Here is a 23,486-nt window from a genome sequence, read left to right on the forward strand (position 1 = left end):
CGCCCTTTTAGACCGTCAGCCCTTGCAGCAGCTTCGGCACCTCGCCGCTCTCGCCGCGCGCTTCGGCCATGAAGGCGCGCTTGAGCGGGGGGAGCTTCTGCACCGCCGAGAGGCCGAAGCGGCGGACCGCGCTGGCGGTCCTGCCGGGGACGCCGAACAGGCGGGTGAGGCCGTCGGTCGCCGCCGCCACCATCAGCGTGTCGAGCCCGCGCCAACGCTGGTAGCGCGCGAGCAATTGCGGGTCGCCGAGGTCGAGCCCCAGGCGCTTGCCCTCGACCAGCACCTCGACCAACGTCGCCACGTCGCGGAAGCCGACATTCACCCCCTGGCCCGCGATCGGATGGATGCCGTGCGCGGCGTCGCCGACCAGCGCGAGCCGGTCGGCAGTGATCCAGGCGGCGTGGTGAAAGCCGAGCGGATGGCTGAAGCGCTGCGTCAGGTGGCTGAGCTTGCCGAGGAAGCCCCCCATCCTTTTCTCGGTCTCGTGGAGAAAGGCGCGTTCGGACAGGGCAAGCATGCCGGGCGCGTGATCGCGCCGCACCGACCAGACGATCGCCGAGCGGTGACCCTCGGCATCGTCGACCAACGGCAGGATCGCGAACGGCCCCTCGGGATAGAAGATCTCGAAGGCGATATTTTCGTGAGAACGCTCATGATGGAGCGATACCACCAGCGCCGCATGATCATAGGTCCAGCGCGCGACCTTGAGCCCCGCCGCCTCGCGCGTCGGCGAATTGCGGCCTTCGGCGGCGATCAGCAGCCGGGCGCGGACGGTCTTGCCCGAATCGAGCCGGGCGGTGACTCCGTGCGGGCCGCGCTCGACCGCGACGGCGCGGGTCTTCATCCGGACATCGGCGTGCGGAGCGGCCTGGGCGGCCCCCAGCAGGGCGGTGCGCAGATCGCGATTCTCGAACATGTAGCCGAGCGCGCCAGTATCGGGATCGGGCTCGAAGTCGAGCGCGCCCGGGGCAAGGCCGTCCGAAACGCGGATGCCCGCGATGGGGCAGCCCTTGCCCGTCAGCCGCTCGGCGACGCCGATCGCCTCGAACATGCGATAGGGGGCGCTGGCGATCGCCGAGGCGCGGCCGTCGAACGATGCGGCGAGGATCGTCGCGGGATCGGCGGGATCGACCACGATCGCGCTGATCCCGTGCCGGTCGAGCGCGACCGCAAGCGCGCTGCCGACCAGCCCGCCGCCCAGGATGAGAATGTCCGCGGAATCCATGATCACGCCCTAAGACCTCTTCCCCTCAAAACAAAGCGTCATCCCGGCGAAAGCCGGGATGACGGAAATGGCGAGTACAAAACAAGTCCGTCTTGACGCGGGACTCGCCGTACGCGATGATTCCGCCGCACCCCCTGAAAATCCGGAGGCTGGGCCGTTGGCGACCCGGGCAAAGGCGCCGGTTTGGCGCGACACGATGAAGGCTGGCGCCCGGCGGAGCGGCGCGTTGATCGGCGGCATCCTGCTGTTTCTCGGCGTGCTGCTGCTCGCGCTCGCGCTCGCAAGCTATCATGCGCAGGATCCCTCGCTGAACACCGCGTCCGGCGGGCCTGCCCGAAATCTGCTGGGGCCGTTCGGGGCGTGGCTTTCCGACATGCTCTTCTCGATCTTCGGCGTGTCGATCTATCTGCTCGCGCCCGTGCCGCTGATCGCCGCCAACCGGCTGTGGCGCGACCGGCCGGTGGGCGATTGGGGACGGATGCTGCGCGGCGCCTGGCTCGGCACCGCGCTGATCGCGACCGCCTTCGCCTTCATCCCCTTCGATTCGACCCTGCCCGCACAGCGCGCCGGGCTGACCGGGCTGGTGTTCGCCGGTGCGATCCGCTGGGCGCTGAGCCTGATCGGCGACGCCACGGCGTCACTCTGGATCGGGCGCGCCCTCGCGGTGCTGATCGCGGCTTTGGGCTTCTGGATCTGGTGGCGCGCGCTCGATTTCAGCCTGCCCGAGCGCAACTGGAGCCTGCCCAAGCTGCCCTTCAAGGCCGAGAATGACGATGACGGCCCGCCGAAATTGCTCGACGCGCCGAACCCCAAGCCCCAGCCGCGCAAGGTGGCGATGCCCGATGCGCGCCCCGGCCCGGTGATCGCCGACCGCAACCTCCAGCCCTCCCCGGCGCGCGCCAGGGCGCCGACCCAGACCAGCCTCGATTTCCGCGACACCTACAAGCTGCCGCCGCTCGACCTGCTCAAGGCGGTGCCGCCGAACACCAACGCCGCGGTCGACAAGGCCGCGCTCGAACGCAATGCGCGGCTGCTCGAGAGCGTGCTCGACGATTTCCATGTGAAGGGCCAGATCGTCGAGGTCCGCCCCGGCCCGGTCGTGACGATGTACGAACTCGAGCCCGCGAGCGGCATCAAGGCGAGCCGGGTGATCCAGCTCGCCGACGATATCGCGCGCAACATGTCCGCCATTTCGGCGCGCGTCGCGACCATCCCGGGCCGCAGCGTGATCGGCATCGAGCTGCCCAACGCCAAGCGCGAGCCGGTCAATCTCCACGAGCTGATCGGCAGCCAGAGCTTCGAGGATCAGGGCGCCAGCCTGCCGCTCGTGCTCGGCAAGAATATCGGCGGCGATCCCGTCATCGCCGATCTCGCGCCGATGCCGCATTTGCTCGTCGCGGGCACCACCGGCTCGGGCAAGTCGGTCGGGCTCAACTGCATGATCCTCTCGCTGCTCTACCGGCTGACGCCCGACCAGTGCCGGATGATCATGATCGATCCCAAGATGCTCGAACTGAGCATGTACAAGGGCATCCCGCATCTGCTCGCCGAGGTCGTCACCGATCCGCCCAAGGCGGTGCGCGCGCTCAAATGGGCGGTCGAACAGATGGAGGATCGCTACCGGATGATGGCCTCGGTCAATGTCCGCAGCCTCGCCAGCTTCAACGACAAGGTCCGGCAGGCCAAGGCCAAGAACCAGAAGCTCGGGCGCAAGGTCCAGTGCGGCTATGACGAGAATGGCCGCCCGCTCTACGAAGAGGAGACGCTCGACCTGGTGCCGCTGCCGCAGATCGTGGTGGTGGTCGACGAGCTCGCCGATTTGATGATGACCGCGGGCAAGGAGGTCGAGTTCCTGATCCAGCGGCTCGCGCAAAAGGCGCGCGCGGCGGGCATCCACCTGATCATGGCGACCCAGCGCCCCTCGGTCGACGTCATCACCGGCGTGATCAAGGCGAACCTGCCGACGCGGATCAGCTTCCACGTCACCTCGAAGATCGATTCGCGCACGATCCTGGGCGAGCAGGGCGCCGAGCAGCTGCTCGGCAAGGGCGACATGCTCTACATGCCCGGCGGCAAGCAGATCACCCGCGTCCACGGCCCCTTCGTCAGCGACGAGGAGGTGATGGCGGTCGCCGATTTCTGGCGCGGCCAGGGCGAGCCCGACTATATCTCCGCGGTCACCGAGGAGCCCGAGGATGGCGGCTTTGCGCTCGAAGGCGGCCCCGATGGCGACGATTCGCCCGAGCAGCAGCTCTATCGCCGCGCGGTCCAGCTGGTCGCCGAAAGCCAGAAGGCCTCGACCTCGTGGCTCCAGCGCCAGCTCCGCGTCGGCTACAACTCCGCCGCCCGCCTCATCGAGCAGATGGAGCGCGACGGGCTGGTCTCGAAGCCCGATCATGTCGGGCGGCGCGAGGTGCTGATGGATACCGACGGGCGGCCGCTGTGACGCGCGGCCCCCTCCCTTGCGGGGAGGGGAGCAAGACCGCCAGGGTGTGTACTCCATACCCGCAATGGCCGTGACGGAGCGCATTTTGGCGCACAGGTAGGAGCAAGGAGGGAGCGATGGATTTCCATCGTGACCGACGCGCGACGCCGCTGTGCGCCAAAATGCGCCCGCCCCGAAGGGGTCGCCCTGTGAGCGGCGCTGGACGGCGTCACGCCGCTTGCGCGTAGCACCGCTACGCGACTGCGCGACCTTCCTTGCCAGCGCCGCTCACAGGGCGATCACGACCGTTGCGGGTATGGAGTACACACCCTAGGGCAGGCGCATGAGCTTCAACTTCGCCGCCATCTTCACGCCCTCGGGGCTCGCAAGCCTGGGCCAGATCATCCTGGGCGACCTCACCATGGCCGGCGACAATGTCGTGGTGATGGGCTCGCTCGCCTCCGGCCTGCCCGAGAAGCAGCGGCGCCAGGTGCTGATGCTCGGCGTCGCCATGGCGCTGGTCTTCCTGATCGGCTTCTCGCTGATCGCGGTGCAATTGCTCCACATCACCGGGCTGGTGCTCGCGGGCGGGCTGCTGCTGCTCTGGGTCGCGTACAATATGTGGCACGAGATCCGCCACGCCGCGCGCCATCACACCGCCCATACGCTCGAGGAGATCGAAGCCGAGGCCGCGCTAGCCAAGCCCGCCAAGACCTTCCTCGCCGCGGCGATCCAGATCACCATCGCCGATCTCTCGATGAGCCTCGACAATGTGCTGCTCGTCGCCTCGATCGCACGCGAGAATCCGGCCCTGCTGTTCATCGGGCTCAGCTTCTCGGTCCTGCTGATGGGGCTGCTCGCCAATGTCGTCGCCCGGCTGATCCAGCGCTATCACTGGATCGCCTATATCGGCCTCGTCGTGATCCTGTGGGTTGCCGTCCGGATGATCTATGAGGGCATTGTCGACAACAAGATCGGCATTCTCCATCTGATCTTCTGAGGCCCGCGGGCGCGCCGGAGCGTTCCTGCCCCATGACGATGGACCTGAATTCGCTTTTCTCGCTCTCCCCCGACGCGTGGCAGGCGCTGGGCGAGGTGATCGTGATCGATCTGGTGCTCGCGGGCGACAATGCCGTGGTGGTCGGCGCCCTTGCCGCGGGATTGCCCCACAGGCAGCAGCGCCAGGTGATCCTGGTCGGCATCGGCGCCGCCCTGGTGATGCGGGTCGGCTTCGCGCTGATCGCGACGCAGTTGCTCCAGGTGATCGGCCTGCTTTTCGCGGGCGGACTGCTGCTGCTCTGGGTCGCCTGGCGGATGTGGCGCGAGCTGCGCGCGGGCAGCCCGCATCAGGAGGTCCCCACCAGGCCTCCCAAAAGCTTCGCCGCCGCCGCCTGGTCGGTCGCGCTTGCCGATGTCTCGATGAGCCTCGACAATGTCCTGGGCGTCGCGGGCGCCGCGCGCGAGCATCCCGCGATCCTGATTTTCGGCCTGCTCTTCTCGGTCGCGATGATGGGCCTCGCCGCCAATTTCATCGCCCGCGTGATCGAGCGCAACCGCTGGATCGGGTTCGTCGGGCTGGCGGTGATCGTCTGGGTCGCGATCCGGATGGTCTATGAAGGCATCGTCCATCACGAGACCGGGCTGGTGACGTTGGTCTAGGTTGGGGACTCAATCATTCTCCACTCACCCCGGCCTTGAGCCGGGGTCCCGCTTCTTCTTTCGTAGCGCGAGATAGCGGGATCCCGGCTCAAGGCCGGGGTGACGACATAAATTCAGCTACTTGGTTGGGTTCTCAACCTGGGGGCTGCGCTCAATTGGCGTTGCAGGGCGTGGTTCGTTGAGTCCACTTCCCAAGCCCTTGAAATGTAGGATTTCGCCTGCTTGGCTCGCGCAGCCGGTCGCTCCGGCCGCTCTTTGACCCTGTCGATCCGCACCTGGCGAACCAGGCCTTTTCCCCAGAAACCGCGCGGCGCAAGACAGGCGCGGCAGTGTTACCCTAGTGTCACCTTTCACATGCCGGGACGCCCCAGCCTGGTGCGCTACTGAGTCCAGACTCTAGCCCAGATTCTCCGCGAAAAACGCCGAGGTCCGCGAATCCGCCAGATCGGCCGAGACCGCCGAGCGCCTTTTGCCCATCTCGGTCGCGAAGCCGTGATCCTCGCCCGGATAGTCGAAGAGCGTCACCCTGGGATGATCGTCGAGGCCGGCATGGATCGCCGCCTGCGCATCCTTGTCGACGAAATGATCCTCCTGCGGGATGTGGAGCAGCAGCGGATGCGCGATGCCGTGCTTCTCGCCGAGCAGCCCGTCGAGCCCGACGCCATAATAGCCCACGCTCGCATCCACATCGGTGCGTGCCGCGGTCATGTACGCCAGCCGCCCGCCCAGGCAGTAGCCGACCACGCCCACCTTGCCGCCGCTGCCCAGCCGCCCCCGCGCCCAGCGGATCGTCGCCTCGATATCGCGGATGCCCGCATCCTGGTTGAACTTGCCCATCCAGCCGAGCGCCTCCTTGAACTGCTCGGGCATATCGGGGTCGAGTTCGATGCCCGGCTGGAGCCGCCAGAAGAGATCAGGCGCGACCGCCAGATAGCCCTCGGTGGCCAGCCGGTCGCACTTCTGCCTAATCCCTTGATTCACACCGAAAATCTCCTGGATCACGACGATCGCGGCGCGCGGCGTGCCCACGGGCTCGGCGCAATAAGCCTGGAAGCTGGCATCGCCATCAAGTGTCTGAATCGAAATCATTTCTTCTCTCCATGACGCCGCTCATGCGCCAGCAACCGATGGTTGGGACGATCCCGCCCCGCCCGAATCGTGGCCGGGCCCGTCGCTCCCCACAATACGGTGGCAGGGGACGATGGGCGTTGTCACCACGCCCCAGTCGCGCGCATAGGTCATGTTTCGCACGATAGCCGCGACGCGGGAGAGCGCCAATGAAGATCAACGTCGAAATCGATTGCACCCCCGAAGAGGCGCGCCGCGCGGTCGGGCTGCCCGATCTCACCCCGCTGCACGACAAATATATCGCGATGATGACCGAGACGATGGAGAAGGGCGCGTCGCCCGAACTCTTCGAATCGATGACCCGCGCCTGGGCCCCGATGGGCGAGGCGGGAATGTCGATGTGGCGCGGCATGTTCGACGCGGCGACCAAGACCGGCAAGTAATGGAGACGATCTACGCGGTCTCGAGCGGCGCGCCGCCCGCCGCGATCGCGGTGCTGCGGCTGAGCGGGGAGGGCGCCTTCGCCACGGTCCGCGCGCTGGCCGGCGATCTCCCCGAACCGCGCCGGGCCGCGCTCCGGGCATTGCGTCATGACGGCAATCTGCTCGACCGCGCGCTCGTGCTGATCTTCCCCGGCCCCGACAGCGCGACCGGCGAGGATATCGCCGAACTCCATCTCCATGGCGGACGCGCCGTCGTCCGCGCGGTCGAGGCGGCGCTGGCGAGCCTGCCGGGCCTCCGCGCCGCCGAGCCGGGCGAGTTCACGCGCCGCGCGCTCATGAATAGCCGCATCGACCTGAGCGAGGCCGAAGGACTGGGCGACCTGCTCGCCGCCGAGACCGAAGCCCAGCGCCGCATCGCGATCCGCTCGGCAGAGGGTGCGGTGCGCCGCGAGATCGAGGGATGGGCCATGCGCCTGTTGGGCGTCTCAGCGCTGGTCGAGGCGATCCTCGATCATTCGGACGAGGACGACGTCGCCGCCGATCCCGCGCCGATCCGCGCCGCCGCCACGGCGCTGGCGGCCGACATCGAGTCGGTCGTCGCGCGCCCGCCGGTCGAGCGGCTGCGCGACGGCATCCGCATCGTCCTTGCCGGCCCACCCAATGCGGGCAAGTCCAGCTTGCTCAACGCACTCGCCGAGCGCGACGCCGCGATCGTCTCGCCGATCGCGGGCACCACGCGGGACAAGATCGAAGTCCCCATCGTCCGCGACGGCCTTGCCTATCTGCTCATCGACACCGCCGGGCTCGCCGAATCGACCAAGGATGTCATCGAGGCCATCGGCATCGCGCGCGCCCAGGCGGCGCTAGCGGAGGCGGACCTGATCCTCTGGCTGGGAGACGAGGCGGCACCGAAGGATGCCATCGCCCTCCACGCTCGCGCCGATATCCGCGAAGCCGGGCCCGAGGGACGGATCGCGATATCCGCGCGGACCGGCGAGGGAATCGACGCGCTCTGGTCCCGCATCGCCGCCGCCGCGCGCGATCTTCTCCCGCCGCCCGATCTGGTTGCCCTCAACCAGCGCCAACGGACCCTGTGCGCCACCGCCGCGGCGTCGATCCGCGCGGCGATCGGCGAGCACGACCTTCTCCTCGTCGCCGAGCATCTCCGCTCCGCCCGCCGCGCCTTCGATGCCGTCACCGGACGCGCCGATGTCGAGGCGATGCTCGACGCCCTGTTCGCGCGCTTCTGTATCGGCAAATGATGTTCCACGTGGAACGCTGATGCGCTAAGGGCGCGTCCATCATGCAATTCGATGTGATCGTGATCGGCGGCGGCCATGCCGGGACCGAGGCTGCGGCGGCTTCCGCCCGCCGCGGCGCGCGCACTGCGCTCTTGAGTTTCGACCTGACCAAGCTCGGCGCCATGTCGTGCAATCCGGCGATCGGCGGGCTCGGCAAGGGGCATCTGGTCCGCGAGGTCGATGCGTTCGACGGGCTGATCGCCCGCGCCGCGGACGCCGCCGCGATCCATTATCGCATGCTCAACCGCAGCAAGGGAACCGCGGTCCAGGGTCCGCGCGTCCAGGCCGACCGCACCCGCTATGCCGCCGCGATCCAGGCGATGCTCAAGGCGCAGCATGGGCTCACCTTGGTCGAAGGGGAGGCGGCCGAGCTGCTTCTCGCCGCCGGCGCGGTGTCGGGCGTCCGCCTCGCCGACGGTATTGCGCTTTCCGCGCCGGCTGTCGTCCTCGCCACCGGCACCTTTCTCGGCGGCCGTATCTTCCGGGGCGAGGAGCGGCTCGACGGCGGGCGTATCGGCGAGTCCGCCGCGTATCGCATCGCCGCCCAACTCCGCGAACTCGCGCTGCCGATGGCCCGCCTCAAGACCGGCACCCCGCCGCGCCTCGACGGCCGCTCCATCGATTGGACGCGCGTGACCGAGCAACCCTCGGACGGCGATCCCTGGACGATGTCGCCGATGACCTGCGCGCGGCTGCTTCCGCAGCTCTATTGTGGCGTCACCCGCACCAACGAGGCCACGCACGAGGCGATCCGCGCCGGGCTCGACCGCTCGCCGCTCTTCACTGGCGCGATCGACGCGCAAGGGCCGCGCTACTGCCCGTCGATCGAGGACAAGATCCACCGCTTCGGCGACCGCGACGGGCATCAGATCTTCCTCGAGCCGGAGGGCCTGGATACCCCGCTCGTCTATCCCAACGGCATGTCGACGTCGCTGCCCGTCGATATCCAGGCGGCGATGGTTGCGTCGATCCCGGGTCTCGAGCGCGCCAGGATCGTCACGCCGGGCTATGCGGTCGAGTATGATCATATCGACCCGCGCGCGCTCGATGCGACGCTGGGCCTGCCCGCAATCCCCGGCATCTTCTGCGCCGGCCAGATCAACGGCACCACGGGCTATGAGGAAGCCGCCGGGCAGGGGCTCGCCGCGGGCGCCAACGCCGCGGCGCAGGCGCTGGGTATCACCCCCCTGATCCTCGATCGCGCGACCTCCTATCTTGGCGTCATGATCGACGATCTGGTGCTGCAGGGCGTGACCGAACCCTATCGGATGCTCACCGCCCGCGCCGAATATCGCCTGCGCCTTCGCGCCGACAATGCCGAGACGCGCCTCGGGCCCATCGCGGAAACGCTCGGCCTGCTGGGCGAGGAACGCGCTACGCGCCTCTCCGATCGAAGGGCCAGGCGCGGGGCGCTGGACACCGCCTTTGGCCATGAGATTACCGCCAGCGCCCTCCGCGCCGCTGGCGCCCCGGTGGCGCAGGACGGCGCGCGCCGACCGGCGCGTGAGTGGCTGCGTTTTCAGGGCGTGGAGGTGGCGCACCTCGCCCCAAGCCTCGAAGCCGACGCACAGCTCCTTGCCGAATATGTCGAGGATCAGCGTTACGCCCCCTATCTGGAGCGGCAGGAGAGCGACGTGGCGCAGCTCCGCTCGAACGACGCCGTCCGGCTCGGCGCGCTCGATTTCGCCCTGATTCCCGGTCTCTCGAACGAGATGGTCGAGCGCCTGTCGCTTGCCCGGCCGGAGACGCTGGGTGCGGCCGCGCGCATTCGGGGCATCACCCCGGCAGCGCTTTCCGCCATTCTCCTCCACGCCAGGCGCGCCGCATGACCGAAGACGAAGCCCGTAGCTGGGTCCGCGCCCGGTTCGGTGTTCCACGTGAAACAGTGCTGGCGCGCTACGCCGGCATCCTCCGCGATGAATCGGCACGTCAAAACCTGATAGCCGCCTCCACGCTCGACGAGATCTGGAACCGCCATCTGGCCGATTCGGCGCAGCTGATTCCGCTCGCGGATGTCGACGGCCCGTGGATCGATATCGGCGCCGGGGCGGGGCTCCCCGGCCTCGTCATCTCGATCCTGACCGATCGTGACGTGACGCTGGTCGAACCCCGAACCAAGCGCGCCGAGTTCCTCCGCACGACCGCCGCGGCGCTCGGCCTCGACAACGTCACCGTCGCCGCCAGCCGCATTGAGACCCACAAACCCGCCAGGCCCGCGGCCGTCATCTCCGCCCGTGCGGTCGCGCCGCTCTACGAGCTCTTCGCCGGCGCGCGGCATTGCACAGATTCGTCCACAATCTGGTTGCTGCCAAAGGGCCGAAACGCCGAATCGGAGGTGGAAGCCACGCGCGGCGCATGGCAGGGTGTGTTTCACGTGGAACCGAGCATCACCTCCCCGGATTCGGGGATCGTGATCGCACGAGGGGTACGCCCGAGATGATCTGTATCGCCATTGCCAATCAGAAGGGCGGGGTGGGGAAAACCACCACGGCGATCAATGTCGGCACCGCGCTGGCCGCGATCGGCAAGCGCGTGCTGCTGATCGACCTCGATCCGCAGGGCAATTGCTCGACCGGCCTCGGCATCACCCGGGCCCAGCGCGAGCATTCGAGTTATGAGCTGCTGGTCAGCGAGACCACGCTCGAAGAAGTGGCGATGCCCACGCGCGTGCCCGGCCTCGACATCGTTCCCGCGACACAGGACCTGTCGGGCGCGGAGATCGAGCTGATCGAATTCGAGGCGCGGACCCATCGGCTGGAGGCTGCGCTCCGCCGCGATTCGGGCAATCGCTGGGACGTGATCCTGATCGACTGCCCACCCTCGCTCGGGCTGCTCACGATCAACGCGATGGTCGCCGCCAATTCGCTGCTCGTGCCGCTCCAGTGCGAGTTCTTCGCGCTCGAGGGGCTCAGCCAGTTGCTCAACACGGTCGAGCGCATCCGCAGCCGCTTCAATCCGGGCCTCGGCATCCTGGGGGTGGTGCTCACCATGTACGATCGCCGCAACCGCCTGACCGACCAGGTCTCGGACGATGTCCGCGCGGTGCTCGGCAATGTCGTGTTCAACACGGTGATCCCGCGCAATGTCCGCCTGTCCGAGGCGCCCAGCCACGGGCTGCCCGCGCTGATCTACGATTATAAATGCCCCGGATCGGAGGCCTATATCGCGCTCGCCCGCGAGGTGATCGAGCGCCTGCCCAAGCACAAGAAGGCCGCATGACCGAAGAACCGAATAGGGATGAGGTTCCCGCTTCGCCGCTGGCGCAACGCAAGCCCCGCCCGGGTCTCGGCCGCGGGCTCAGTTCGCTGCTTGGCGACAATGTCCGCGAGGAGCCGGTCACCGGCTCGCCCGAATCGACCGCGGGGGGCATCCGGATGTTGCCCGTCAGCTCGCTCACCCCGCACCCCGATCAGCCGCGCCGCCATTTCGACGAGGAGGCGCTCGAGGAGCTCGCCAAGTCGATCGCGGCACGCGGCATGATCCAGCCGATCTTCGCGCGTCCGCACGGCAAGGACTATCAGATCGTCGCGGGCGAGCGCCGCTGGCGCGCAGCCCAACGCGCGCGGCTTCACGAGGTCCCCGTCATCATCCGCGAGCTGAGCGACGCCGAGACGCTCGAAATCGCGCTGATCGAGAATATCCAGCGCCAGGACCTCAACGCGATCGAGGAGGCCGAGGGTTATGCCCGGCTGATCCGGGAGTTCGGCCATACCCAGGAAGTGCTCGGCAAGATCGTCCACAAGTCGCGCAGCCATGTCGCGAACCTGCTCCGCCTGCTCGATCTGCCCGAGGGTGTGCGCCAGCTGCTCGTCGAGGGCGCGATCGAGATGGGCCATGCCCGCGCGCTGATCGGCACCCCCGATGCGGAGAAGCTCGCCCGCCTGATCGCCGACAAGGGGCTGTCGGTGCGCGAGGCCGAAAAGCTCGCGCGCCAGGCCAAGCCGTCGAAGCGCAAGGAAGGCAATGGCCGCGACACCGATATCCAGGCGCTCGAGCGGCATCTGGGGGATGTGCTCGGGCTCAACGTCCGGATCGCGCACGGGCCCAAGGGCGGCAGCCTCACCCTCGCCTATTCGACGCTCGATCAGCTCGACATGCTTTGCCAGCGGCTGAGTGGCGAGAAGATCTAGAAGGCTGTGCTCCCGCGAAAGCGGGAGCCCTTAGGATCGGGACTCGATAGCGCTCCCAGCATGTGAAAGTTGACTCTAGCTTCACACTATCGCGCATGTTCTGCGCCGCGGCAGCTCAGGGGAAATGCGTTTCGTGCACCTTGGGCAGATCGACAGGGTCAAAGAGCGGCCGGAGCAACCGGCTCCGCGAGCAAAGCAGCCGAAATCCTACATTTCAAGGGCTTGGGGACCGGACTCAACGAACCACCCCCGCAAAGCCCGGAAGCTGATCGAGGACAGGAGAGCCTAGCGCCCCTGGCGCGCCGCTGCCCGCGCAACCATCACGCACTCGGCCTCGCCGATCACCTCGCCCGCGCTGGAGGAGCGCATCATCCCGCGCTCGGCTTCGCGCACCCGGTCGATCGCGCGGGTCAGCTGGCCCGACGTCCAGCGCCGCAGCGCACGCTGGGTCGCGGCCTTTTCCTTGAAGAAAATACGATGTTTTTCAACGACTTCGTCGATGCCAGCGCCGGCATCGACCTCGGAACGCAGCTCGGCCAGCGTCAGCAGCCGCCGCGCAAGCTGGCGGAGCAGGGGGATCGCCATCCCGTCGCCGATCCCGGCAAGCTCGCTCCCCAGATCGGCCGCGCGCCCGTCGATCACCGCCTCGATCGCGCCGAACATCTCCGTCTCACCCAGGTCCGCACCGATCGCATCCAGGGCCCGTCCGTCCGCCTCGCCCGGGCGGTCCGGGGCAGCATCGAGGTACAAGGCCAGCTTCTCGAGCTCGCGGGTCAGGATCGCGCGGTCGCCCCCGCACGCCGCCGCCATCCGCTGCGGCACGTCGCCCGACAGGCGCAGCCCATGCTCGCGCGCGATCGTCTGGACGAGCCGCTGTGCGTCGAGCCCCTCGGGCACATAGCAGGCATGCGCCATCGCGTTCGGCGCGGCGATCGCCATCTTGACCAGCTTGCCCGTCGATTTGAGCCCGGGCCCGATCGCCACCACCGGATTGCCCGCCGCCTCGGCCGCGAGCAGCAGCGCCACCGCTTCGGCGCCGAATTCGTCGATCCCGCTCACCCGGATCAGCCGCTTGCCGCCGAACAGCGAGAGCGAAGCCGCCTCGTCCGCGAGCCGACCGGGAGAGCTCCGCAACTCCTTGGATTCGATATCGATTCTCTCGACATCGGGCCCGATCGCGCGCGCCAGCCGCGCCGCCAGCTCGTTCGCGCCGGCCTCGTCGGGCCCGTGGAGCAGATAGAGGCGGGTGTCGGGCTTGGGATTGTCGATCGCGGCGCGAATCTGCGTCGCGTTGGCCTTCATCGCGCCGCCTGCGACTGTGCGAAGCGGGCGATGCGCGCGACGATCTGGTCGGCGACGATCTCGGTGAGGCGTTCGAGCGCGCTGCGCTCGGCCGCGATCGTCGCATATTCGCTGCCGACCACATCGATGCCCGCGTCCGAACCCGCGGTCGCGTCGAGCACCACCGTGCCGGTCGAGATTTCGACGAGCTGGTAGCGTGCGCGCAGCGTCCGCCGCTCGCGCGTCACCGAATCGTCGCGCTTGACGCCGAGGCCCGCGATCCGGTCGTCGAGGCGGACCTCGAGCCGGTAGCGCGGCGCGGTGCCCTGTCCGGTCTCGAGGCGATCGCGCAGCGCATTGCCCACCAGCCAGCCGGCCTGGCCCTCGATCGGCGCGACCTGCACCGCGGCGAGGGTCGATTGCACCGGCCCGTTGACCCCGCCGCCGTACAGCGGCTGGAGCTGACACCCGGAGAGCGCCGCGAGGCAGAGCAGGGCGGCCGCGCCAAGAGCGGTGGGTTTCATGCGACGATGTTCACCAGACGGTCGGGCACCACGATCACCTTCTTGGGTAGCGCGCCCGACAAGATGCGCTGAACCTGCGCATTGGCAAGCGCAATCGCTTCGAGCGCGTCCCTGGGCGTGCCCTTGGCCACCGTCAGCGTATCGCGGAGCTTTCCATTTACCTGCACGGCGATCGTCACCTCGTCATCGACCAGCATCGCCGGATCAACCTCGGGCCAGGGCGCGTCGGCGATGAGCCCAGCATTCCCCATCTTCGCCCAGACCTCCTCGGCCAGATGCGGAACCATCGGCGCGGCGATTCGTGCCAGGGTGCGGATCGCATTCGAGCGCGAGGCCGATGGCGGCGCCTTCTCGATCGCGCCGACCAGCTCATAGAGCTTGGCGACCGACTTGTTGAAGGTCAGCGCCTCGATATCCTTGGCGACCCCCGCGATCGTCCGGTGCAGCTTCTTGTCGAGCGCCGAATCCTGGCCCTCCGCTTCCGCCAAACCGTCGAACAGCCGCCACAGCCGCTGGACGAAGCGCCAAGCGCCCTCGATCCCGCTCTCGCTCCACTCCAGATCGCGCTCGGGCGGCGAATCGGAGAGCATGAACCAGCGCACCGCGTCCGCGCCATATTGGTCGACGATTCCGGTGGGATCGACGGTGTTCTTCTTCGATTTGGACATTTTCTCGATGCGGCCGACCGCCACCGGCTGGCCATCGTCCTTCGAAAAGGCCCCGCCGTCGCGGAAATCGAGATCCTCGGGATTGTACCAGACCAGATCGGTGCCCTCGCCGCGATAATAGCTGGCGTGCGTCACCATCCCCTGGGTGAACAGCCCCGCGAACGGCTCGGCGACGTCGAGCATGCCCATATGATTGAGCGCCCGCGTCCAGAAGCGCGCATAGAGCAGGTGGAGGATCGCATGCTCGACCCCACCGATATACTGCGCGACCGGCAGCCATTGCTCCGCGACCGCCTTGTCGAACGGCTTGTCCGCAGGCTGGCTGGCGAAGCGGATGAAATACCAGCTCGAATCGACAAAGGTATCGAGCGTGTCGGTCTCGCGCCGTGCGGAGGCGCCGCATTTGGGGCAATCGACATGCTTCCACGTCGGATGCCGGTCGAGCGGATTGCCCGCAATCTCGAAGCTCACATCCTCGGGCAGCACGATCGGCAGCGACTCGCGCGGCGCGGGGACGACCCCGCATTCCTCGCAATGGATGATCGGGATCGGCGTGCCCCAGTAGCGCTGGCGGCTGACGCCCCAGTCGCGCAGCCGCCACACGGTGGTGCCCTTGCCCCAGCCGCCATCCTCCGCACGCACGATCACCGCGCGCTTGGCGTCGGCGACGTCCATCCCGTCGAGGAAGTGCGAATTCACCAGGGTGCCGGGGCCGCCATACGCCTCGGAGTCGGTGAAATCGGGCGCGGTCTTGTCGCCGTCCGAGACGACGCGGCGGATCGGCAGGCCGTATTTGCGCGCGAACTCGAAATCGCGCTGGTCGTGCGCCGGCACGCCGAACACCGCGCCGGTGCCATAGTCCATCAGCACGAAATTGGCGATATAGACCGGCAATTCCCAAGCAGGATCAAAGGGATGAACCGCGCGCAGCCCGGTGTCGAAGCCGAGCTTCTCCTGCGTCTCGAGCTCGGCCGCGGTGGTTCCGCCCTGCTTGCACTGCTCGATAAAGTCGGCGACCTGGTTGCTGCCCGCCGCCAACGCTTGCGCGATCGGATGGTCCGCCGCGATCGCGACGAAGCTCGACCCGAAGATCGTGTCGGGGCGGGTGGTGAAGACCTCGACCTCGCCGGCGCCGGAGTCATTCGGGCTGAGCGCGAACCTGAACTGCAGCCCTTCGGACTTGCCGATCCAGTTCTCCTGCATCAGTTTCACCTTGTCGGGCCAATGCTCGAGCGCCTTCACGCCCGCCAGCAATTCGTCGGCGAACTGGGTGATGCGCAGGAACCACTGGCTCAGCTTGCGCCGCTCGATCTGCGCGCCCGAACGCCAGCCCTTGCCGTCGATCACCTGCTCGTTGGCGAGCACGGTCATGTCGACCGGGTCCCAGTTGACCGAGGATTCCTTGCGATAGACGAGGCCCGCATCGAGCAGATCGAGGAACAGCGCCTGCTCGTGCCCGTAATAATCGGGCTCGCACGTCGCCAGCTCGCGCGTCCAGTCGAGCGCGAAGCCCAGCCGCTTGAGCTGCGCCTTCATCGTGGCGATATTCTCGCGGGTCCAGCCGCCGGGATGGACCTTCTTCTCCATCGCGGCATTTTCGGCGGGCATGCCGAACGCGTCCCAGCCCATCGGGTGGAGCACTTCCATGCCCTGCATCCGGCGGAAGCGCGCGAGCACATCGCCCATCGTATAGTTGCGGACATGCCCCATATGGATGCGCCCCGAGGGATAGGGAAACATCTCGAGCACATAGGTCTTGGGCTTGGGGCTCGAATCGTCGGCGGCGAAGGTGCGGCGTTCATCCCACACCTTCTGCCACGCGGCATCGGCCTTCAGCGCGTTGAAGCGCGATACGGGTTTTTCGTCTCTGTCAGTCACAACCGGCCCCTAAGGTAGCGTGCGGGGGTCGATCAACCCCCGGGGACCGGGTGGAAGACCGGGTTCTAGTTGCTCGGGGCCGCCGCGCGGCGAAGGTCCCGAGCGCGGGTAAGGATGATGTCCTCGAGCTTCTGGACGGTCGCGGCCTGGACAGGCGCCGCGACCCACTGGCCCCCGCGCAGCACTTCGCGCGACGCGGCGACGCGCAGCGCATCGGCGCGAAGGTCCTGATCGAGGATGCTGACGGTCAGCTTCATCCGCTCGGTCGGCGAATTGGGATTCACATACCAGTCGGTGACGATCACGCCGCCGTTCGAATCGGTCTGGAGCAAAGGCATGAAGCTCAGCGTGTCGAGCGTCGCGCGCCACAGATAGGCATTGACGCCGATCGTGGTGGTCTTCGAAGCCGCGATATCGGCGCGGGCGCGATCGCCACCGCCACCGCAGGCGGCGAGCGGCAGGACGAGCGACCCCAGAATCACGGTGCGCAACAGGCGGTTCATCGACAGATTCCTAAGGCAGTAGAAAGCAAGGTCCGGCATCTATAGAGGCTGATGTGGCGGGAGCAAGGCGGCAGGCGGGGGCCCGAAAGCAGGCCTTCTGTGGGTAAGGAGCAACACTATATAGGAAAATTGTGCCGGATGTGGAACTTGGCTTCCGAATCATGGTAGTTTTCGGCATCTGTAAGGAATGAAAATGCGACTCGCGCGCTGGACTGCAGGAATCGGACTGGGGACGCTCGCCGTCGCCGGCCTTTTGCTTGCGCCCGCGCTGCAGGCGCAGGAGAGCCGGCAGCGGATTTCGCCGCGCCATGCCAGCATGCCCTATCGCGGTGTCGGCATCTTCACGCCGGCCGCCGCCGATCCTCAGGTTGCCGCGGTGCTCGCGCGCAGCGGCCTGCCGCAGAGCGGCTTCCGCTTCACCCCGTCCGATTCGCGCCGCGCGGTCAGCAACCGGGTCACCGTCGCGGTCCGCGCCCAATCGACGCGCGCCGTGCGCGTGCCGGTCGAGCGCAACGCCGCCCAGCCCGCCACGGTCAGCCTCGCGCCGGTCGCCTATGATCTGGGCGTCTCGGTCGGCTGGAAGCGCTTCTCGGTGTCGGGCGATGTCACCCGCGTCGACCTGGTCACCCAGCCGGGCGGCCGCGAACGCGCCGATGTCGGCGTGACCTATACCGGCAAGCGCGCCTCGGGCCGCGTCCAGGCGATCGCCGATCGTCCGCTGCCGAACTCGCCGGCGCTGATCAGCGACAAGCCGAGCTATTCGATCGATGTCGGCGGCAGCTATTCGCTGACGCGCAACTTCGATGTGACCGCGGGCGTGCGCTACAAGACCGAGACCGAACGCGAGCGCCTGCCGCGCCTCACCGACAACCGCCGTGACAGCCAGGCGGTCTATGTCGGCACCGCCTTCCGCTTCTGAACTTGCATCGATATTCAGCCCATGACGGGCTGCAAATGGCGCTTTCCTGCGCTTCCGGTGCTCACGTGCCGAAGCACGCTGCGCTCCGGGTCGCAGCAAATCACCATTTTCGCCGCGCCCTGAACTGAATCTCGACGCAAGCTAGAGCCAGGCGTCGATCCCCGCCCAGCCATAGGCCGATCGTGGCAGCGATCTTGCGCGTCTGGCATCCATCCCGCCCAGCGCGATCACCGGTGCGTCCAGCCCCCGGCTGATCAACCCGAACTTCACCCGCCCGAGCGCCCTTCCACCCGGATGCGAGCGCGTCGCGAAGACGGGTGACAGGAACACCGCGTCCGCACCCCGCCGAACCGCCGAAACCGCCTCGCGCCGCCCATGCGCCGACGCCGTCAGCAGGCCGTCGCGCCAACTCCGGCGTCCATTGTGAACATGTGCGCGCCCGCGCCCGCCGGCAACCACCAGAATCAGCCCCCGCCTCCGCGCCACCTTCGCGACCTTCCGGATCAACGTATCGCGGTCCTCGATGCCATAGTGGCGCACCACCACCCCGGCGCCGCGCGGCAACCGCTCGAGCGCCGCCCACAGCGCCTCGCCCATGCGCGGGTCGGTCATCAGCCAGATCCGGGGAATCGGGGGGTGGCGGGGTCGCATCGCCCTCCCTATAGCCGCCCCCATGCTCCCCGACGATGCCAGGATGAGGATCGATGCGGTCCGCGAATCGATCGCCCGCGCCGCCCGGATCGCGCGCCGCGATCCGGCCGGGGTCACCTTGGTCGCCGTCTCCAAGACCCATGACGCCGAGGCGATCCGTCCGTTGATCGCCGCCGGCCAGCGCGTGTTCGGCGAAAACCGCGTGCAGGAGGCCGCCGCCAAATGGCCCGCCCTCCGCGCCGAAACGCCGGGAATCGAACTCCACCTCGTCGGCCAGCTCCAGTCGAACAAGGCCGAGGAGGCGGTGGCGCTGTTCGACGCGATCCATTCGCTCGACCGGCCTTCGCTCGCCGATGCGCTGGCCAGGGCGATGGAGAGACAGGGCCGGCGGCCCGCGCTCTTCGTCCAGGTCAATATCGGCGAGGAGGAGCAGAAGGGCGGCTGCGCGATCGGCGATCTTCCCGCGCTGCTCTCCCATGCCCGCGCTACGGGGCTGGCAGTGGCGGGGCTGATGTGCGTGCCCCCGCTCGATCTCGAACCCGCGCCCTGGTTCGCGCTGCTTGCCAAGCTGGCGCGCGATCACGGCCTTGCCGGGCTCAGCATGGGCATGTCGGGCGACTATGAGACCGCCGTCACGCTGGGCGCGACCCATGTCCGGGTCGGCACCGCGCTGTTCGGCCAAAGAAGCTGAGCGCGCGGATGCCTCTGCTGCCGGTCCGGTTCGATGCCATCCTCTTCGATTTCGACGGGGTGCTGCTCGAGAGCGAATATGCCGGCAACAAGCAGATCGCCGACTATCTGACGGGCATCGGCCACCCGACCTCGCCCGAGGATTCGATGGCCAATTTCATGGGGCTGGCCGGCGCCGACTTCCTGACGGCGATCGAGCGCTGGATCGGCCGGGCGATCCCCGACGATTTCCACACCGCGCGCGCCGCGGAAGATGCCCGGGTGATCGCCGAAGGGATCGATCCGGTCGCCGGCGCGATCGCCTTTATCCGCGGCCTCTCCCCGGCGCTTCCCAAGGCGATCGCCTCGTCGAGCTCGACGCGCTGGATCGCCAGCCATCTCGCGCATCTGGGGCTGAGCGACGTGTTCGAGGGCCGGATCTTCAGCGGCGCCGAGCATGTGACGCGCGGCAAGCCCGAGCCCGATCTCTATCTCCACGCCGCCAGCGCGCTCGGGGTCGATATCGCGCGCGCCGTGATCCTCGAGGATTCGCCGGTCGGAGTGACCGGCGCGGTCGCCTCGGGCGCGACCGTCATCGGGCTCTGCGCGGGCAGCCATTGCGGGCTCGGCCATGCCGACCGCCTGCGCGCACTCGGCGTCCACGCGATCGCGCATGATTTCGACGAGGTCGCGCGGCTGATCGCATGAGCGCCGCGCCGGGCAACCCCGTCCCGCGCTATCGGCCCTCCGCCTCGCGTTCGAGCAGGAAATCGCGAAGCGCCACTGCATCGTGATAGGCATTGTGCGGCACCGCGCTCATCGCCGAATCGAAACCGAAGGCGTCGCACAGCTCGAACCCGACCCGGTCGAGCGTCACGCGCCGGCCGGGCGCCACGATCATCGCCCGCGCGGCATGGGCGATATCCTCGGGCCAGTCGGCGATCAGCACAGGCCAGGGATCGTCCCCCAGATATTCCTGCAGGCGGTGCGACAATTCGCGCGGGTTTATCGGCACGGCGGCCAGCACGGGCAGGACATGCTCGGCCACCCAGGGGGTCGGATCGTCACAGGCCAGCGCTTCGTAGAATGGCGGTGCTTCGGAGTCCTCGGGGACCAGCGCCAGCGAAATCAGCGCCCCGCCGAAGCCGTTGAACTCGGTATCGAGGAAGTAGCGCATCGCTAGAATTGGTGCCCGGTGCGATCGCGCTTGGTCGCCAGATAGCGTTCGTTGTGCGGATTGGGCGGCAGGCTGTGCGGCACCCGCTCGGCGACCTGAACCCCGTGCGCCTCGAGCGCGGCGACCTTCTCGGGATTGTTGGTCAGCAGCCGCACCCTGTCCTGCCCCAGCAGCGCCAGCATCCGCGCCGCGACCGCGAAGTTGCGCGAATCGACCGCGAAGCCGAGCCGCGTATTGGCGTCGACCGTGTCAAAGCCCTGATCCTGCAGCGCATAGGCGCGCAGCTTGTTGATCAGGCCGATCCCGCGCCCTTCCTGCCGGAGGTAGAGCAGGATGCCCCAGCCGCTCGTCTCGATCGCCGCGATCGCGGCATGGAGCTGCGGCCCGCAATCGCATTTGAGGCTGCCCAGCACATCGCCGGTCAGGCATTCGCTGTGCAGCCGGACCAGCGGCGGGTTGCCGTCGGGGGCGCCGATCAGGAGGGCGACATGCTCGCCGGGCATCTCGTCGGTGCGGAAAGCGACGATTTCGGCCTCTTCCGCGCCCGCCACCGGCAGCCGCGCGCGCGCGACGATGCGCAGGCGATCGGCATCCTCATGCGCATCGATATCGGCGGGGGTGATGGCGTCGCCCGCATTCGGCAGCACGAAGAAGGCGGGGAGCACGCCCGCGATCCGCGCGAGTCGCAGGGCGGCAGCGGCCGATTCGGGCTCGGTCACCGGAATCGCGCGGAACGGGCCCTTCATCGGCGTGGCGAGATCGAACTGCGGGTCGGCGAGCGCGGTGGCGGTGTCGAAATCGAGCCAGGCGACGCGCTCGACCAGCACCGGCGCGTCGGGCACCGCGGCTTCGCGCTGATTCGCCAGCTTGAGCGTCAGCGCGCGGCCCGCGGAGATGAGCAACGGCGCGGCGCCTTCGGGATCGAATGCCTCGAGCCGCTCGCGATCCGCAGTCTCGACCGCCAGCAGCGACAGCCCGCCGATCGCGACCGGCCATCCGCGCCTGAGCGCGTCAATGGCGCGGGCGACAGATCGCGGATCGCTCAAAAATCGAACTCGGTGACGATAGGGACATGATCCGACGGCTTAAGCCAGCTCCGGCACGGCTCGCAGACCTTGTGCGTCACCGCCTTGTCCGCGACCTCGGGGCTCGCCCACATATGATCGAGCCGCCGCCCGCGGTCCGACGCCTCCCAGTCCTTGGCGCGATAGCTCCACCAGGTATAGCAGCGCTCGGGCGCGGGGATGAAGCGCCGCCCCAGATCGACCCAGCCATGCGCCGCCTGCAGCCGCGCCAGCGCCTCGACCTCGATCGGCGTATGGCTGACCACGTCGAGCAATTGCTTGTGGCTCCACACATCGCATTCGAGCGGGGCGATGTTGAAATCGCCGGTCAGGATGGTCGGGACGTCGAGCTGTGCGGACCATAGGGTCATCCGCTGGACGAAATCGAGTTTCTGCCCGAACTTGGGATTCAGCTCGCGGTCCGGGATATCGCCGCCCGCGGGCACATAGACATTTTCGAGCCGCACCCCGTTGGGGAGCCGCACCCCGACATGCCGCGCCTCGCCATTCGCCTGCCAGTCGAGCCGGTCGTCCTCGACCACCGGCACCCGCGCGACGATCGCGACGCCGTGGTGCATCTTCTGGCCGTGGATGATGACGTGATCATAGCCGAGCTTGCGAAAAGGGCCGGCGGGGAAATCGCCGTCGATCACCTTGGTTTCCTGCAGGCAGAGGATGTCGGGCGCTTCCTCCTTGAGGAATTGCTCGACGATATCGATCCGGAAGCGGACGGAATTGATGTTCCACGAAGCGATCTTCATGGGCGCGATGTAGCGTTTTTGTGAGGCGGTGCCAGCCCAGTCGCCCATCCGGGCACCTCGGTAAACTCTGGGTGGACGGGTGGGGGAGTGGGCTGGCACCGCCTCATCGGCGAGAGCCGATCAAACCAAAAGGAAAGGCCCTCGCTCCGGGGGCATTGGAGCGAGGGCCGACCTGGCGTTCGTCACGCAGGCGGGAAGTGGGTCGTTCCGGGCAACAGGGGGAAAATCCCGGAGCCGCTCCACATCCGCAATCACTGTTCTAGTGGGGTAAAGCTGTCCGCCACATGAACGAAATTAACGTTTGGACCAGAGTCTGTTTCAGCGGAGCTGAAACGGTTGCGGTGCCGGCCCGCTCCCCCTCCCGGCCACCCTTATTCTAGTAGCCTATGGGTGGCCGGGAGGGGGAGCGGGCTGGCACCGATTCAGCAAAGCTGAAACGACTTTAACGCTTCGAGCCGCCATTCCTCCGCGGGTCGTTCCAGCGGAACGTCCCGTCGGCGACGGGGGCGTTGAAGCGCTGGTTCGACAGCCGGATCGAGGTGCGGTTGTTCTGCGAATCGAGCGCGACCCAACCCTCGAGCATCAGCCCGCCGGGCGCCGAGGCATTCTTCTGGAAGATCATCGTGATCCGGCCATATTCGGGATGCTTGGGATCGTGGACCTCGACCGAGATGACATCGGCGCTGCGCGACGGCATCAGCCGGGCGAACTGGGTGATGTCGCGCTTGGGGTTGAGCAGCACCGCGAGCGGCGAATTGCCGATCGGCCAGCGCTCGACTTGGCGGACCTGATAATCGATGAAATAGAGCGAGCTGCCATCGGCGACGATCAGCTGGGGAACACCCTTTTCATATTGGAAGCGGATCTTGCCAGGGCGCTTGAGCGTCATCGTGCCCGTCAGCGTGCGGCCGTTACGGTCGGTCTGGGCGAAAGTCGCGGTCATGGTCGATACCGACTGGAGGTGGGTCTGCACCTGCGCCAGCTCGGCCACCGGGGCGGCCGAGACCAGCATCGGGGCGGCAAGGGCAACGGCGAACGGCGTGGCCAATCGAAACACAGCAATCTCCAAACTAGTCGAAACCCCCGCTAGCCCCCGCGGCTTGAATGCCCCGTGAACCCCTGGCGCGGGGCTTCGATCCT

General features: G+C 67.8%; 23 protein-coding genes. 12 read left to right on the forward strand and 11 right to left on the reverse strand.

Annotation, left to right across the window (positions count from 1 at the left end):
• Window positions 1–7: 7 nt before the first annotated feature.
• Entirely contained in the window at window positions 8–1,225 is a 1,218-nt protein-coding gene (locus tag OF829_RS05960) for a UbiH/UbiF/VisC/COQ6 family ubiquinone biosynthesis hydroxylase (protein WP_264939582.1), read from the reverse strand.
• Window positions 1,226–1,382: 157 nt separating this feature from the next.
• On the opposite strand from OF829_RS05960, the gene OF829_RS05965 reads away from it, so the two are divergent.
• The 3 genes from OF829_RS05965 to OF829_RS05975 all read left to right on the forward strand — a co-directional run bounded on the left by OF829_RS05965 (window position 1,383) and on the right by OF829_RS05975 (window position 5,309).
• On the forward strand, window positions 1,383–3,671 hold the full coding sequence (locus tag OF829_RS05965) for a DNA translocase FtsK (protein WP_264939071.1): 2,289 nt from the start codon (window positions 1,383–1,385) through the stop codon (window positions 3,669–3,671).
• Window positions 3,672–3,993: 322 nt separating this feature from the next.
• Complete coding sequence (locus OF829_RS05970) at window positions 3,994–4,650, forward strand: YjbE family putative metal transport protein (RefSeq protein WP_264939072.1); 657 nt, start codon at window positions 3,994–3,996, stop codon at window positions 4,648–4,650.
• Window positions 4,651–4,682: 32 nt separating this feature from the next.
• Window positions 4,683–5,309, forward strand: coding sequence for a YjbE family putative metal transport protein (locus tag OF829_RS05975; protein WP_406701405.1), 627 nt, complete (start codon window positions 4,683–4,685; stop codon window positions 5,307–5,309).
• Between the two features lie 396 nt (window positions 5,310–5,705).
• On the opposite strand, the gene OF829_RS05980 is transcribed toward OF829_RS05975, so the two are convergent.
• Window positions 5,706–6,398 (reverse strand): dienelactone hydrolase family protein, encoded by a 693-nt coding sequence (locus OF829_RS05980; protein ID WP_264939073.1) that lies wholly within the window; start codon window positions 6,396–6,398, stop codon window positions 5,706–5,708.
• Window positions 6,399–6,586: 188 nt separating this feature from the next.
• Here OF829_RS05980 and OF829_RS05985 point away from each other — a divergent pair, with 188 nt between their 5' ends.
• The 6 genes from OF829_RS05985 to OF829_RS06010 are packed head-to-tail and all read left to right on the forward strand — an operon-like array spanning window position 6,587 to window position 12,251.
• The gene (locus OF829_RS05985; protein WP_264939074.1) at window positions 6,587–6,820 is read left to right on the forward strand and encodes a DUF6489 family protein; all 234 of its coding nucleotides are present in this window, start codon (window positions 6,587–6,589) and stop codon (window positions 6,818–6,820) included.
• A complete protein-coding gene (mnmE, locus tag OF829_RS05990; protein ID WP_264939075.1) occupies window positions 6,820–8,082 on the forward strand; it encodes a tRNA uridine-5-carboxymethylaminomethyl(34) synthesis GTPase MnmE in 1,263 nt (420 codons plus the stop codon). Before OF829_RS05985 ends, mnmE begins: the two co-directional genes overlap by 1 nt.
• A 41-nt stretch (window positions 8,083–8,123) precedes the next feature.
• Window positions 8,124–9,950: a tRNA uridine-5-carboxymethylaminomethyl(34) synthesis enzyme MnmG gene (gene mnmG / locus OF829_RS05995; RefSeq protein ID WP_264939076.1), complete on the forward strand. Its 1,827-nt coding sequence runs from the start codon at window positions 8,124–8,126 to the stop codon at window positions 9,948–9,950.
• Window positions 9,947–10,561: a 16S rRNA (guanine(527)-N(7))-methyltransferase RsmG gene (gene rsmG, locus OF829_RS06000; protein ID WP_264939077.1), complete on the forward strand. Its 615-nt coding sequence runs from the start codon at window positions 9,947–9,949 to the stop codon at window positions 10,559–10,561. The genes mnmG and rsmG overlap by 4 nt, the downstream gene beginning before the upstream one ends.
• Entirely contained in the window at window positions 10,558–11,340 is a 783-nt protein-coding gene (locus OF829_RS06005; protein WP_264939078.1) for a ParA family protein, read from the forward strand. Before rsmG ends, OF829_RS06005 begins: the two co-directional genes overlap by 4 nt.
• A complete protein-coding gene (locus OF829_RS06010; protein WP_264939079.1) occupies window positions 11,337–12,251 on the forward strand; it encodes a ParB/RepB/Spo0J family partition protein in 915 nt (304 codons plus the stop codon). Before OF829_RS06005 ends, OF829_RS06010 begins: the two co-directional genes overlap by 4 nt.
• Before the next feature lie 285 nt (window positions 12,252–12,536).
• Here OF829_RS06010 and holA read toward each other — a convergent pair whose 3' ends face one another.
• The 4 genes from holA to OF829_RS06030 form a co-directional block, all read right to left on the reverse strand.
• Window positions 12,537–13,553, reverse strand: coding sequence for a DNA polymerase III subunit delta (holA, locus tag OF829_RS06015; RefSeq protein ID WP_264939080.1), 1,017 nt, complete (start codon window positions 13,551–13,553; stop codon window positions 12,537–12,539).
• The gene (lptE, locus tag OF829_RS06020; RefSeq protein ID WP_264939081.1) at window positions 13,550–14,056 is read right to left on the reverse strand and encodes an LPS assembly lipoprotein LptE; all 507 of its coding nucleotides are present in this window, start codon (window positions 14,054–14,056) and stop codon (window positions 13,550–13,552) included. Before lptE ends, holA begins: the two co-directional genes overlap by 4 nt.
• Window positions 14,053–16,602, reverse strand: a complete 2,550-nt coding sequence (gene leuS / locus OF829_RS06025) for a leucine--tRNA ligase (protein WP_264939082.1) — start codon at window positions 16,600–16,602, stop codon at window positions 14,053–14,055. Before leuS ends, lptE begins: the two co-directional genes overlap by 4 nt.
• A 65-nt stretch (window positions 16,603–16,667) precedes the next feature.
• Window positions 16,668–17,105 carry a DUF3576 domain-containing protein gene (locus tag OF829_RS06030; RefSeq protein WP_264939083.1) on the reverse strand — a complete coding sequence of 146 codons (438 nt, stop codon included), beginning with the start codon at window positions 17,103–17,105 and terminating at the stop codon, window positions 16,668–16,670.
• A 187-nt stretch (window positions 17,106–17,292) separates the two neighbouring features.
• Between OF829_RS06030 and OF829_RS06035 the strand changes: the two genes are divergently transcribed.
• Entirely contained in the window at window positions 17,293–18,024 is a 732-nt protein-coding gene (locus tag OF829_RS06035) for a hypothetical protein (protein ID WP_264939084.1), read from the forward strand.
• Window positions 18,025–18,165: 141 nt separating this feature from the next.
• On the opposite strand, the gene OF829_RS06040 is transcribed toward OF829_RS06035, so the two are convergent.
• The gene (locus OF829_RS06040) at window positions 18,166–18,675 is read right to left on the reverse strand and encodes a thiamine phosphate synthase (RefSeq protein WP_264939085.1); all 510 of its coding nucleotides are present in this window, start codon (window positions 18,673–18,675) and stop codon (window positions 18,166–18,168) included.
• Between the two features lie 22 nt (window positions 18,676–18,697).
• On the opposite strand from OF829_RS06040, the gene OF829_RS06045 reads away from it, so the two are divergent.
• Together OF829_RS06045 and OF829_RS06050 are read left to right on the forward strand one after the other, a co-directional pair.
• Entirely contained in the window at window positions 18,698–19,366 is a 669-nt protein-coding gene (locus OF829_RS06045) for a YggS family pyridoxal phosphate-dependent enzyme (RefSeq protein ID WP_264939086.1), read from the forward strand.
• A gap of 8 nt (window positions 19,367–19,374) precedes the next feature.
• A complete protein-coding gene (locus OF829_RS06050) occupies window positions 19,375–20,052 on the forward strand; it encodes an HAD family hydrolase (protein WP_264939087.1) in 678 nt (225 codons plus the stop codon).
• A 28-nt stretch (window positions 20,053–20,080) separates the two neighbouring features.
• Here OF829_RS06050 and OF829_RS06055 read toward each other — a convergent pair whose 3' ends face one another.
• From OF829_RS06055 to OF829_RS06070, 4 genes are all read right to left on the reverse strand, one after another.
• Window positions 20,081–20,521 (reverse strand): hypothetical protein, encoded by a 441-nt coding sequence (locus OF829_RS06055; RefSeq protein WP_264939088.1) that lies wholly within the window; start codon window positions 20,519–20,521, stop codon window positions 20,081–20,083.
• 2 nt (window positions 20,522–20,523) lie between these two features.
• Window positions 20,524–21,567, reverse strand: a complete 1,044-nt coding sequence (gene ribA / locus OF829_RS06060; RefSeq protein WP_264939089.1) for a GTP cyclohydrolase II — start codon at window positions 21,565–21,567, stop codon at window positions 20,524–20,526.
• Entirely contained in the window at window positions 21,564–22,346 is a 783-nt protein-coding gene (locus OF829_RS06065; protein WP_264939584.1) for an exodeoxyribonuclease III, read from the reverse strand. Before OF829_RS06065 ends, ribA begins: the two co-directional genes overlap by 4 nt.
• Window positions 22,347–22,788: 442 nt before the next feature.
• Window positions 22,789–23,358, reverse strand: coding sequence for a LolA family protein (locus OF829_RS06070; RefSeq protein ID WP_264939585.1), 570 nt, complete (start codon window positions 23,356–23,358; stop codon window positions 22,789–22,791).
• Between the last annotated feature and the right edge of the window lie 128 nt (window positions 23,359–23,486).

This window comes from Sphingomonas caeni (genome assembly GCF_026013415.1).
GTDB lineage: Bacteria > Pseudomonadota > Alphaproteobacteria > Sphingomonadales > Sphingomonadaceae > Sphingomonas > Sphingomonas caeni.